This is a genomic window from Tatumella sp. JGM130 (assembly GCF_018257525.1).
GTDB lineage: Bacteria > Pseudomonadota > Gammaproteobacteria > Enterobacterales > Enterobacteriaceae > Tatumella > Tatumella punctata.
Map to the genome: position 1 here is coordinate 13,024 of NZ_JAERJS010000017.1, position 12,328 is coordinate 25,351.

The 12,328-nt window shown below is 49.3% G+C and carries 11 protein-coding genes; all 11 read right to left on the bottom strand.

The genetic code is table 11. The annotated features are described in order from the left end of the window. Positions 1-17: 17 nt before the first annotated feature. The 11 genes from arnF to cysK all read right to left on the bottom strand — a co-directional run bounded on the left by arnF (position 18) and on the right by cysK (position 12,281). Positions 18-401: a 4-amino-4-deoxy-L-arabinose-phosphoundecaprenol flippase subunit ArnF gene (gene arnF, locus JK211_RS09615; protein WP_212708460.1), complete on the bottom strand. Its 384-nt coding sequence runs from the start codon at positions 399-401 to the stop codon at positions 18-20. Continuing rightward, positions 401-736, bottom strand: a complete 336-nt coding sequence (gene arnE / locus JK211_RS09620) for a 4-amino-4-deoxy-L-arabinose-phosphoundecaprenol flippase subunit ArnE (protein ID WP_212708461.1) — start codon at positions 734-736, stop codon at positions 401-403. Before arnE ends, arnF begins: the two co-directional genes overlap by 1 nt. Beyond that, on the bottom strand, positions 733-2,382 hold the full coding sequence (arnT, locus tag JK211_RS09625; RefSeq protein WP_212708462.1) for a lipid IV(A) 4-amino-4-deoxy-L-arabinosyltransferase: 1,650 nt from the start codon (positions 2,380-2,382) through the stop codon (positions 733-735). The genes arnE and arnT overlap by 4 nt, the downstream gene beginning before the upstream one ends. Before the next feature lie 4 nt (positions 2,383-2,386). Further along, on the bottom strand, positions 2,387-3,286 hold the full coding sequence (gene arnD, locus JK211_RS09630) for a 4-deoxy-4-formamido-L-arabinose-phosphoundecaprenol deformylase (RefSeq protein WP_212708463.1): 900 nt from the start codon (positions 3,284-3,286) through the stop codon (positions 2,387-2,389). Beyond that, positions 3,283-5,265: a bifunctional UDP-4-amino-4-deoxy-L-arabinose formyltransferase/UDP-glucuronic acid oxidase ArnA gene (gene arnA, locus JK211_RS09635; RefSeq protein ID WP_212708464.1), complete on the bottom strand. Its 1,983-nt coding sequence runs from the start codon at positions 5,263-5,265 to the stop codon at positions 3,283-3,285. Before arnA ends, arnD begins: the two co-directional genes overlap by 4 nt. Next, on the bottom strand, positions 5,265-6,251 hold the full coding sequence (arnC, locus tag JK211_RS09640; RefSeq protein WP_212708465.1) for an undecaprenyl-phosphate 4-deoxy-4-formamido-L-arabinose transferase: 987 nt from the start codon (positions 6,249-6,251) through the stop codon (positions 5,265-5,267). Before arnC ends, arnA begins: the two co-directional genes overlap by 1 nt. A 1-nt stretch (position 6,252) precedes the next feature. Then, complete coding sequence (arnB, locus tag JK211_RS09645; RefSeq protein ID WP_212708466.1) at positions 6,253-7,392, bottom strand: UDP-4-amino-4-deoxy-L-arabinose aminotransferase; 1,140 nt, start codon at positions 7,390-7,392, stop codon at positions 6,253-6,255. A gap of 840 nt (positions 7,393-8,232) precedes the next feature. Beyond that, on the bottom strand, positions 8,233-8,736 hold the full coding sequence (crr, locus tag JK211_RS09650; protein WP_212708467.1) for a PTS glucose transporter subunit IIA: 504 nt from the start codon (positions 8,734-8,736) through the stop codon (positions 8,233-8,235). 42 nt (positions 8,737-8,778) lie between these two features. After that, positions 8,779-10,506 carry a phosphoenolpyruvate-protein phosphotransferase PtsI gene (gene ptsI / locus JK211_RS09655; RefSeq protein ID WP_212708468.1) on the bottom strand — a complete coding sequence of 576 codons (1,728 nt, stop codon included), beginning with the start codon at positions 10,504-10,506 and terminating at the stop codon, positions 8,779-8,781. Positions 10,507-10,663: 157 nt separating this feature from the next. Further along, positions 10,664-10,921: a phosphocarrier protein Hpr gene (gene ptsH, locus JK211_RS09660; RefSeq protein WP_038022729.1), complete on the bottom strand. Its 258-nt coding sequence runs from the start codon at positions 10,919-10,921 to the stop codon at positions 10,664-10,666. A gap of 388 nt (positions 10,922-11,309) precedes the next feature. Next, positions 11,310-12,281 (bottom strand): cysteine synthase A, encoded by a 972-nt coding sequence (cysK, locus tag JK211_RS09665; protein WP_212708469.1) that lies wholly within the window; start codon positions 12,279-12,281, stop codon positions 11,310-11,312. Positions 12,282-12,328: the final 47 nt, after the last annotated feature.

Here is a 12,328-nt window from a genome sequence, read left to right on the forward strand (position 1 = left end):
CATTTCGCTCCCGGTGTCTATTTTTTTGCGGTTGCCGGCAGACAGACTAATGTGACGCCGGCGATCACCAATAATATGCCCGTCAGGGTTTTTAACGAAAACTCATCTCCCTGCAGACCCAGCGCTAATGCCAGTGCCCAGACAACAATATAACTCAGGCTGAGCAGTGCATAAGCTTTACTGAGTGGCAGGTATTTTAAGGTCAGGTACCAGCAGCCCATTGATAAAGCATACCCGGCCAGCCCGGCGAACAGAAAACCGGTGGCGGAAAGATGTTGCAGGAAAAACAGACCGGTTTCGCTTATGCCAAGGCCGGACGGTAAACTGCTCATGGCGTATTTCATCGCCAGCTGGGCGAAACTGACCAGTAAGACACTGCACAGTGCCGGAAGATAGCCCATCAGATAGCCCCGCTAAGCAGAATTATTCCGGCTACAATCAGACCGGTGCCGCACCAGTGGCGCGGGCTGACGGGTTCATGCCATATCCAGCGGGCGGCGAGGGTGATCCAGATAAAGTTCATACTCAGCATCGGGTAGGCGATCCCTACGGGTAAGGCACGTAATACCAGCAGCCATAACAACATGGCCACGCCAAGACAGAGTATAGCCAGCCCCAGCCAAAGCAACAGATGCTGGTGGCGGGGACGGCCAGGCCGCGCAGAGGCGGCCTGTTTCTGACATAGCTGTCCCAGGCAGCTTAACAGACTGGACAGCAGCAGTAAGGCATAGGTCATTTCTTCGGACCATATTCAACATACAGCAGACGACCTTGCTGATAGCTGAAATCAGGTGCCGGTAGCTGCATTTGATCAAGGTCCTTGTTTTTCGGTAACAGGAATACCATCGATACCCCTTGCTGACGACGGGTAGCCAGCCAGTCAGGGAATTGCTGACGGGTGATCAATCGTCCTTTTCCGTCCGGATACGCCAGTCCGTAACGCATTTCTCCCGACTCATCAAACAGGTTAATATCCTGACGTTTTAACTGCCAGGCGATGCCGGAAGCGATACCGACATTTTCCGCCAGAATATAGTGACTGCGAGCCATCCGGTGACTGATTTGGTTAAGGAAGTCTTGTGGCTGTTTAGCATCACGGATACGTTCAGGAATGGTATAACCTACGGTCAGCACCAGCACTAACGGGCAGAGCACTGCCGCACACCAGCGTTTTTCGGGGCGCAGTAAGGTTATCAGCCCGATCACAGCCCAGAACAGAAACGCCAGTAATGCCAGTAGCAAACCGGTAATTTCATGGGGAGCAAATAACGGGTGTGACGGCATCAGATAGCTGACCAGTAGCGCAGTGACACCCAGCAGGCCAAATAACAGATTGATCCAGCCATTCGCCGTGGCACTGTGTTTTATCTGCTGGTAAGTGCGACAGGCAACATTTGCCAGCAGAATGGCCAGCGGGGCAAAGCAGGGCAGGATATAAGTCGGTAATTTGCCTTTTGCGATACTGAAAAACAGAAACGGCATCACTGCCCAGCCCAGCAGGTAGACTGCCCCGTGGTTTTGATGGCGTTGCTGCCAGCCGCTTTTCAGGGCTGCTGGCAGGTAACCCAGCCACGGCAGTGTGCCGGCCAGTAATACCGGAACGTAATACCAGAACGGTGCCTTATGCTGTGCATCAGATTCGGCAAAACGCTGAATATGTTCCACCCAGAAGAAATAGTGCCAGAAGTCAGGTTCACGGGCATTAATCGCCAGGGCCCAGGGCAAGGTAATCAGTGTTGCGCTGATGACTGCCAGCGGGCCGTAGATCAGAACTTCCCGCCAGCGGCGGGTGACAATAACCCACGGAATAATACTGATAACAGGAATGGCCAGCGCCAGGAAACCTTTGGTCATCACTCCCATACCGCAGGTCAGTCCTAACAGCAGATAAGCGATAGCCCTTTTTCCCGGGGTTTCGGCACTGGCTGCCAGCCAGAACGCGGCCATAGCAGCTGTCATCCACAGGGTAATCATCGGGTCCAGAACTGCATAAGTACCAATGGCGTATACCAGCATGCAACTCAGATAGATGACGGCAGAAAAGACAGTAATCCGGCGATCCTGCCAGATACGTGAGGCTATCCAACTGACCAGCAACGCGCTGACAGTAATTGAGAATACCGAACCAAATCGTACCGCAAAGTTATTGTGGCCGAACAACAACTGGCTGATATTGTTAATCCAGTAGCCGGCGATCGGTTTTTCAAAATAGCGCAGGCCAAAGAAATGCGGCACCACCCAGTTATGGTTTGCCAGCATTTCTCTGCTGATTTCCGCGTAACGGAACTCGTCCGGTTGCCAGAGAGACCGGAACTCCAGCGGCAGAAGATAGCTGAGTGCGTAAAGCACCAGCAGGGTAAATCCGTATTTTGTTGCTTTCATTGGTTTAACGCCGGGGTAGAAGAGTTTGACATCCCAGCCAGCCCTCACGGCCAGGCAGGGTACCACGGATAATTTTGCCGACAGGCAGTGAAAGTTCAGATTCAGGTAATAACTGGCTGAGCGGAACGAATTCAATCCCTTCCTCGCGGGCCATACCCAGCAACCGGATAAAATCCTCCAGCCCGATAATCCCTTCCACTTCTGCATGGATGGTATAGACCGGTGTTCCTGTGTCGTTGTGCATGGCATCAAGGATAAAACGGTTGAAGTTTTCAGCGGTGACCTGACTACCGACGACTTCATCCCAGGTGGGTAGTGTCACCGGGATCTGTACTGTACCGGGGGTGGATTCAGTGAGTTGCGGGCGGAACGGGGTGGTTCCCCTGCAGTCACTGTTATAACGAAAGCCAAACGGCTGCTTGGCTTTAACGACCCGCTGGTCAGCACGCCATCCTGCCACGGCGGAGCAGGTCACAGGGATACCGGTTATCGCTTCCAGCGCTTGTTTGCCGCGCTGGATTTGTGCAGATAACCGGGGGATTTTCCAGACACCTGCCCACATCTGCCAGGCATGATGATCCCAGGCGTGTAAGCCGGTTTCATGCTGTTGTGCTGCCCTGCGGATGATATCTGCATTTCCCTGACCAATCAGCCGGCCTGGCCAGGCGGTGCCGGCCAGCAGGATATCCCAGCCATACAATGACGGAGCGCCGGAGCGCAGCATTTTCCAGAGAAATTGCGGTTTAATCAGGCGCCATAAATGGCGCCCCATATTGTCCGGGCCGACACTAAAGAAAATGCTGGATCTGACCCCGGCATTTTCCATGGCATCCAGCAGCGCGGGGACACCGTGGCGGGTTCCCCGCCAGGTATCAACATCGATGCGCAGGCCCACTTTTTTCATTGGATCTGATCCGGGGTAGTGACTGTTTTCAGGAAGAAATCCAGTGTCTGTTCGACAGTTTTTTCCATTTCGATTTCCGGGGTCCAGTCCAGTAAACGACGGGCATTACGGATATCGGGTTTACGATGTTCCACATCCTGATACCCTTTACCGTAATAGCTGCTGCTTTCAATTTCACGGAATCCGGCAAACGGCGGGAAGTTATCACGCAGTGGATGCCGTTCGAAACAGCGGTACAGCATTTCTGCCAGTTCACGGATACTTGCTTCATTTTCCGGGTTACCGATGTTGATAATCTGGCCGTCACATTTACCGTTTTTATTTTCGATAATCCGGAACAGCGCTTCAATACCATCGCTGATATCAGTAAAGCAGCGTTTCTGGGCACCGCCATCAACCAGTTTGATTGGTGACCCTTCAACCAGATTAAGAATTAACTGGGTAATCGCACGGGAGCTGCCGATACGGGCTGAGTTCAGGCTGTCCAGGCGTGGCCCCATCCAGTTAAACGGACGGAACAGGGTGAAACGCAGATCTTCTTTTTCACCATAAGCCCAGATAACCCGATCCAGTAACTGTTTAGAAACCGAATAGATCCAGCGTTGTTTATTAATTGGCCCGACCACCAGATTGGAATTATCTTCATCAAAGGTCTTATCGGTACACATACCGTAGACTTCTGAGGTGGAAGGGAAAATGATACGTTTTTTGTATTTGACGCAACCACGGATTATTTTCAGGTTTTCTTCAAAGTCCAGTTCAAATACCCGCAACGGATTACGTGTGTATTCTACCGGTGTGGCAATGGCGACCAGCGGTAAAATGACATCACATTTTTTAATGTGGTAGTCAATCCATTCCGTGTGAATAGTAATGTCGCCTTCGACAAAATGGAAACGTTCATTCGACAGGAAGCGGCCAATAGCATCAGAACCGATATCCATACCAAAGACTTCGTAGTTATCGTCCTGTAACAGGCGTTCGGTCAGATGGTTACCGATAAAGCCATTCACACCGAGGATCAAGACGCGGGTGCGCTTTTTCACCGAGGTTACCGGCTGGCTGCTGAGCAGGGCACCTTCAACCAGACCCAGGGTATTGGCCAGCTCTGAACCCTGCATATAAACGCTGTTGTCTGTCTGACCGGTGACGACCTCCAGAGCCCCCTCAGCGGTCGCAATAATCAGAGGGGACGTTGAGAGAATTTTCCCCGGAACCGCCACCGGCAGGTCCTGGTGTACTCTGGATTTCCAGACGATAAAACGTGTAGTACCCACATAACCGAACGCACCAGGCCAGGGCTCACTGACAGCCCTTACCAGGTTATGCAGTTCTGTGGCGGTTTTAGTCCAGTCGAGTTTTCCATCCGCAGGCGTTCTGCGACCTACATAGGTGGCATTTTTTTCATCCTGCGGTGTCAGGGTGTGCTGACCGGCTTCAATCAGTGGTAACTGTTCTGCCAGCAATTGTTTGGCTGTATGGGTCAGTTTTTTATGCAGACGCAGGACATCATCGTTGGGATCGATAGAGACTTTGTGCTGACCTGCAATATCACCGGCATCCGCGCGCGTCACCATCTGATGCAGGGTAACACCGGTTTCGGTTTCGCCGTTCACCAGTACCCAGTTCAGCGGAGCGCGGCCACGATAGCGTGGCAGCAATGAACCGTGCAGATTAAACGCACCCTGCTGAGGAATGGCCAGGATTTCATCGCAAATCAGGTCACGGTAATAAAAAGAAAAAATAATGTCCGGTGCGCTTTGTTTAATCCGTTCAATCCACAATGGATGGTTAACATTTTCCGGGGAGAATACCGGGATATTATGTTCAGCAGCCAGATGAGCGACGGAACCGAAAAAGTGATTTTCTCCGGGGTTATCAAGGTGAGTATAGATAGCCGCAATCTGATAACCGGCGTCAATCAGAGCCTTAACACCAACACATCCCATGTCATGGTAAGCAAAGACAATAGCTTTCATTATAATTCTTCCTCAGTATCTGTAGTTGAAGCTGTGGCGTGATTGACGACACGCTGCACGAAATAGCGCGGACGGGCACGGACATCACTGTAAATCCGGCCGATATATTCGCCGAGTAATCCCATGCCGATAAACTGTGCGCCAATAAAAATAAATAAAATCGCGAATAAGCTGAAGACCCCTTCGGCACCCCAGCGGGCGCCGAAGATTAAGCGCAGTACCACCAACAGGAAGGCGAACAGGAATCCGGAGCAGGCAATCAGTGCACCAACCACACTGAGCATACGCAGCGGGGTGGTGGTCAGGCAGGTCACCAGGTCATACATCAGGTTAATCAGCCGCATAAAGCTGTATTTTGACGTACCATGCTCCCGCTCTGCATGCAGTACCGGAATTTCAGTCGTATGACGGGCAAAGGTATTCGCCAGAATCGGAATAAAAGTACTTCTTTCCTGGCAGTGCAGCATCGCCTCGATAATCGGGCGGCGATAGGCGCGTAACATACAGCCGTAGTCACCCATAGCCTTACCGGTGGTACTCTGGATAAGACGGTTAATCATTTTTGAAGCAATTTTACGGAACGGGCTGTCCTGACGATTCTGACGAACGGTACCTACCACGTCATAGCCTTGTTCTGCAGTAGTCACCAGCCGCGGAATTTCCTCTGGCGGGTTTTGCAGGTCGGCATCCAGAGTGATAATCAGATCTCCGGTAACATAGCTGAAGCCAGCCATAATTGCCGAGTGTTGTCCGTAGTTACGGTTCAGTAATACCGCCACGATATGGCTGTCAGGCTGCTCTGCTGCATCAATAATCAGCTGTGCGGATTCATCACTGCTGCCATCATCAACCAGCAGAATTTCATAGGGTTTAGCCAATTGTTCACAGGCGGCTGAGGTCCGGGAGATCAGTACTGGCAGACTTTCCTGTTCGTTATACACAGGGATAACGACCGATACTTTTTTTACAACATAAGAATTTAGCATTTCAGCTCTCTGCAATTTCATGAATAGCGGCAATAACTCTGCTGCAATCCTCGTCTGTCATATCCGGGAACAAGGGGATAGAACAGATACGATCACTGTTCCATTCAGTGGCGGGGAGGGATAATGACGGAAAGCGTTCGCGGTAGTACTTCTGGGTATGTACTGCCCGGAAGTGTAATCCGGTACCGATATTTCTCTCTTTCAGCTGCTGCATAAACTGATCGCGGTTCAGACCGCAGCGTTGTGGATCAATACGCAGTACAAACAGATGCCAGGCGTGCTGATGTGGCCATTCAGGCAGAGCCAGTGGCTGGAAAGGCGTATCAGCCAGTTCGCGTAAATAGCGTTGTGCGATAGCTTCACGACGGGCATTGATCTGCGGTAGTTTAGTTAACTGGTTCAGGGCAATCGCCGCCTGAATATCCGTCAGGTTATATTTGAAGCCCGGGGTAATCACTTCGGCCTGAGGCTTGCGGCCGAGGGTTTCCCGGTCGAAGGCGTCGACGCCCAGTCCGTGGAACTTCAGTGTTCTTATCCGGTTAGCCAGTTCATCATCTTCTGTAACGATCAGGCCACCTTCAGCACAGGTGACGTTCTTAATCGCGTGGAAAGAAAAAATAGCGGTCTGGCGGTAGCCGACATGTCTGCCCTTGTAATAACAGCCTGCGGCATGGGCGGCATCTTCGATCACCGGGATATTATGCTGTCTGGCAATGGCATGGATTGCGTCCAGATCGACCGGAGCACCGGCAAAATGGACAGGGATAATAGCTTTGGTACGCGGGGTAATGGCAGCTTCAATGGCCTGCGGAGTTACCATCAGGGTCTGCGGGTCAACATCGACCATCACTGGCTCTGCACCCAGCAGAGAAATCATATTGGCGGTAGATACCCAGGTCAGGGACGGGGTAATCACCTCATCTCCCGGACCTATTCCTAATGCCATTAGAGTGACATGCATACCCCCGGTAGCTGAGCTTACGGCAATGGCATGACGGGCACCGGTTAACTGACAGAATTCAGCTTCCAGTGCCTGATTTTTCGGTCCGGTGGTTATCCAGCCTGATTGCAGCACTTCACGAATTGCCGTGACATCATCTTCATTCAGTGCTGGTCTGGAAAAGGGGAGAAAGTCTGTCATAAGTTTTCCTGGCATTAACTTTAGTACTCACAAAGAGGTAGTACGTATTCCATAACAAATGAATACATGTCTGATGACTGCGATTTTATCTTTGCAGGGATATATCGACCTTCAACAGACAAGCAATGGTTTAATTCAGGCTGATGAATTTACTCCTGTATGATAACGCACTTAAAAAAAAGTTCATGTAGTTGAATAGAATAATTTTATTTATTTTTCCTGCCATAAAAAATTAATCTTTTCTTAATCCTTTATCAGTAATAATAGTTAAATAAAGAGTAAATGAAACTAATATTTCCTGGTTTTTTTTAAATCAACCCTCATTTTTCTGCGGTATGTCATTGACAAAATCCGGCAGTAGTCTACGCCTGTATGCCCTTATCGCCCGCGGGGTGGTGGTAGTCAGGCAACACTCCGATAAGTAAAAATTATTATTTAAGTTCAGCTCCCCCTGTTACGGGAGGCAATATGTTTTTTGCAGGTTGTTAATCGTTATCTGAGTGTTATTGTGCGGTCGCAATGCTTATCCGGAGAGGGGTTACGGACTATATTGACAGTACGGGAGTGGCGGAAAAAATCATGCCAGATTTAAATGAAAATCACGTTATGAAATCATATGACATTATTTTATGTATAATTGTATCAATTAATTATTTATGAAGGTGAGCTGTAACTGAAAAATGAATTTCTCCTGAAGCTGACCGCCGGGAGGACAACCAGACAAAATAACCGGAGCTTTTATGTCTGTGAATAACGACTGGAAAGGGAGTGTTATTAAAAGAAAACCAGCCAGAATGAATGCATTCTGGCTGGCGGTGTACGGATGGCGTCAGCCACCAGCTATTTTTTTATACGGATTACCGGAGTCTCTCCGGCAATGACCTGACCCGTCAGTTTCTGCAGTTCTTTAATTTCGTCCATATTAGAGATAACCACCGGAGTCAGTGTCGATTTGGCTTTCTCTTCCAGTAACGGAAGATCAAACTCGATAACCACATCGCCTTTACTGACTTTTTGCCCTTCAGCAGCAATGCGTTTAAAACCTTCACCTTTCAGCTCAACCGTATCGATACCAAAGTGAACGAACAACTCGATACCGCTATCAGATTCGATGGAGAAAGCATGGTTTGTTTCAAAAATTTTACCAATGGTTCCGTCGACCGGCGCAACCATTTTGTTTCCGTCAGGCCGGATAGCAACACCATCACCGACAATCTTCTCTGCAAAAACCACGTCAGGTACATCTTCAATATTAACAATCTCGCCAGACAGAGGAGCGACGATATCGATAGTACCAGAGGTACTTTCTGCTTTGTCGCCAAATAATTTAGAAAACAATCCCATGATCTTCTCCTGAGCAGTATTTTCGGGCTTGCGTATTGCAGACTAACAGAGAGTTTTTTCTTTAATGAATTGGTCCACCAGCTTCATTAAGTCTTCTGCGGTAGGCTGTTCCAGAGCCTGTTCTGCTAACGCTTTAACGTCCCCAAAATTCGTATTGCGAATAATTTTTTTGATACGTGGAATTGAAATGGCACTCATACTGAACTCGTCCAGCCCCATTCCCAGTAATAATAGTGTAGCACGTTCATCACCTGCTAACTCGCCGCACATCCCGGTCCATTTGCCTTCAGCATGTGAAGAGTCAATAACCTGTTTGATCAGCCCCAGTACAGAAGGACTCATCGGATTATAGAGATGTGAAATTCTATCATTACCACGATCGACGGCCAGAGTATACTGGGTAAGGTCGTTAGTCCCGATACTAAAGAAATCGACTTCTTTGGCAAGATGGCGTGAAATCACGGCTGATGCAGGAGTTTCTACCATGATTCCGATTTCGATGCTTTCATCAAAACTTTTACCTTCGTCACGTAATTGACTTTTAAGTAGCTCAATTTCGTTTTTCAGGAAGCGGACTTCTTCAACAGAGATGATCATCGGGAACATGATACGCAGCTTACCGAAACTGGAGGCACGTAAAATTGCCCGCAGCTGGGCATGAAGGATCTCTTTGCGGTCCATAGCAATACGTATGGCGCGCCAGCCGAGAAACGGGTTATCTTCTTTCGGCAGATTCATATATGGCAGATCTTTATCGCCACCAATATCCATGGTCCGGACGATAACCGCCTGAGAACCCATGGCTTCAGCAACCGCTTTATAGGCTGCGAACTGTTCTTCTTCAGAAGGCAGGGAGTCGCGGTCCATAAACAAAAACTCGGTACGGTACAGACCAACGCCCTCGGCACCATTACGCTCGGCACCTGCCACATCTCTTACGGTACCGATATTTGCACAAACTTCTACCTGATGACCGTCCAGGGTTATCGCCGGCAGATCTTTCAGCTTAGCCATGTCGGCTTTTTCGCTAAGATATTGTTCCTGGATATCTTTCAGGCCGGCCAGTACTTCTGCGGTCGGGTTGATATAGACCTGGTTATTCACACCGTCCAGCACCAGAAAATCACCATTGCTGACCTGGCTGGTGACGTCACCGGTTCCGACAATTGCCGGTAATTCAAGGGAGCGGGCCATAATAGAAGTATGGGACGTTCTGCCACCGAGGTCGGTAATAAAACCAAGCACTTTTTGCAGATTTAACTGGGCAGTTTCTGAAGGGGTCAGATCTCTGGCGACCAGAATAACTTCTTCGGTAATTGCGCTTAAATCGACAATATTCAGGCCCAGAATATTCTGCAGTAACCGCTTACCAATATCACGGACATCAGCAGCACGCTCTTTCAGGTATTCATCATCAAGGTCTTCCAGAGCGATAGCCTGACTTTCGATTACCTTCTGCGCAGCCGCATCGGCTGAGTAGTGATCCTTCCTGATAAGATCAATAATTTCCTGTTCCAGCTCTTCATCTTCCAGCAGCATGATATGTCCTTCGAAGATGGCAGCCTTCTCTGCACCGAAAGTTTCACCGGCTTTGATTCTTATGGCTTCCAGCTGGGTGGCAGCCTTGCTGCGGCCCTCGAGAAAACGGGCCACTTCCGGCTCTGCCTGAGCATCAGTGATTTTGTGCTGGTTGATGACGATCTCATCTTCTTTCAGCAGCAGAGCTTTGCCAAAAGCGATACCGGGTGACGCGAGAATACCTGAAATCATAATCTTACCTTTAAGTACGATGGCCAAAAAGAATGACGGGGTGCCATTTTCCGTAACAACAACAATCTACGGAAAAATAGCGCAGACAGTTTGTCCGCGATCAATACCTATACATTGTTTGTGTTAAATCTGCACCCTTTGCGCAGAAAAGCAACGATTATTCCAGCTCAGCCATTAGTTTTACTAAATGTTCGACCGCCTGCTGTTCATCTTCACCTTCCGCCGCCAGGGTGATGACCGTTCCCTGAGTTAACCCCAGGGTTTGCAGCTTAAACAGGCTTTTGGCACTGGCAGATTTGCCATTGGAAGTGACGGTAATTTCTGACTGGAAAGCTTTAGCTTCTTTTACGAATTGTGCAGCAGGGCGGGTATGTAAACCATTAGGTGCTGTGATAGTGACTTCTTGCTGGAACATTTTATTTCCCCAACGTTATCAGAGTTTATTATAGGTATCAGCACCGGGGACGGTTCCCCCGCAGAACTGTTACCCTATACACGTATAAAAAAAATGTTACATGCGGATGGCAGGCCGGGTTTATCAGGATAACCGGACTGATGCCGTCAGCCTGCGGGCCATTATGCCGCCGTTTTTAATTATGCCCTATCAGTAATTGTGCTGGTTTTGATCCGCTTCTAACAATGACTAATTATTTTAGGCTTCTAAATAAATAGTAGCGTGATAGCAGAACCGCCGGCAGTAAATCAATCTGATGTAGGGTAAAAGTGAGATCCAGAGCACAAAAAAAGCACCGCAAGGGTGCTTTAGTCGTTATCTGAACTGAGGGTTCGCTCGGAACTCAATGTTACTGATTCAGTTCTTTTTCCGTAAACAGGTCAGCAAAAAGTGCGGTACTCAGATAGCGTTCGCCGGAAGAAGGCAGAATAACAACGATAGTTTTATCCGCAAATTCAGGTTCTTGCTGTAGCTGAACCGCCGCAGCGACAGCCGCACCGGAAGAAATCCCCGCAAGAATACCTTCCGATTCCATTAACTGGCGGGCAGTTAAGATAGCATCTTCGTTAGTAATCGTTGCCACACGGTCAACCAGCGACAGGTCGAGATTTTCCGGAATAAAGCCGGCACCGATACCCTGAATTTTATGCGGACCTGGTTTGATTTCTTCACCGGCCAGCGCCTGGGTAATGACCGGAGAGTCAGTCGGCTCGACAGCCACACTGACCAGCGATTTTTTGCCTTTGGTATTTTTCAGGTAACGGCTGACGCCTGTCAGGGTGCCGCCGGTGCCAACACCAGCAATAAAGACATCCACCTCACCATCCGTATCCTCCCAGATTTCCGGGCCGGTAGTCTGCTCATGGATTTCCGGGTTTGCCGGGTTACTGAACTGTTGCAGCAGGACATATTTTGCCGGATTGGTCGCGACAATTTCTTCTGCTTTGGCGATTGCACCTTTCATTCCCTGGGCGCCATTGGTCAGCACCAGGTTGGCACCCAGTGCTTTAAGAAGTTTGCGTCTCTCCACTGACATTGTTTCCGGCATCGTCAGTGTCAGCTTATAGCCACGGGCTGCTGCAACATAGGCCAGCGCAATACCGGTATTACCACTGGTCGGCTCAACCAGTTCGACGCCGGGTTTCAGGATACCGCGTTTCTCCGCATCCCAAATCATGTTGGCACCGATACGACATTTTACGCTAAAGCTTGGATTACGCGATTCAACCTTCGCCAGAATACGCCCGTTACCAATACGGTTAAGTCTGACCAGTGGGGTATGGCCAATGGTTAACGAATTATCTTCGTAAATCTTACTCATAGCTTGTCCTTAACTATTTGAAATGTGGAGAACACAATGAGAATACG

Bases quoted from the DNA above. Each gene is read 5' to 3' on its own strand.
- arnF (WP_212708460.1), bottom strand. From the start codon at position 401: ATGGGCTATCTTCCGGCACTGTGCAGTGTCTTACTGGTCAGTTTCGCC.
- arnE (WP_212708461.1), bottom strand. From the start codon at position 736: ATGACCTATGCCTTACTGCTGCTGTCCAGTCTGTTAAGCTGCCTGGGA.
- arnT (WP_212708462.1), bottom strand. From the start codon at position 2,382: ATGAAAGCAACAAAATACGGATTTACCCTGCTGGTGCTTTACGCACTC.
- arnD (WP_212708463.1), bottom strand. From the start codon at position 3,286: ATGAAAAAAGTGGGCCTGCGCATCGATGTTGATACCTGGCGGGGAACC.
- arnA (WP_212708464.1), bottom strand. From the start codon at position 5,265: ATGAAAGCTATTGTCTTTGCTTACCATGACATGGGATGTGTTGGTGTT.
- arnC (WP_212708465.1), bottom strand. From the start codon at position 6,251: ATGCTAAATTCTTATGTTGTAAAAAAAGTATCGGTCGTTATCCCTGTG.
- arnB (WP_212708466.1), bottom strand. From the start codon at position 7,392: ATGACAGACTTTCTCCCCTTTTCCAGACCAGCACTGAATGAAGATGAT.
- crr (WP_212708467.1), bottom strand. From the start codon at position 8,736: ATGGGATTGTTTTCTAAATTATTTGGCGACAAAGCAGAAAGTACCTCT.
- ptsI (WP_212708468.1), bottom strand. From the start codon at position 10,506: ATGATTTCAGGTATTCTCGCGTCACCCGGTATCGCTTTTGGCAAAGCT.
- ptsH (WP_038022729.1), bottom strand. From the start codon at position 10,921: ATGTTCCAGCAAGAAGTCACTATCACAGCACCTAATGGTTTACATACC.
- cysK (WP_212708469.1), bottom strand. From the start codon at position 12,281: ATGAGTAAGATTTACGAAGATAATTCGTTAACCATTGGCCATACCCCA.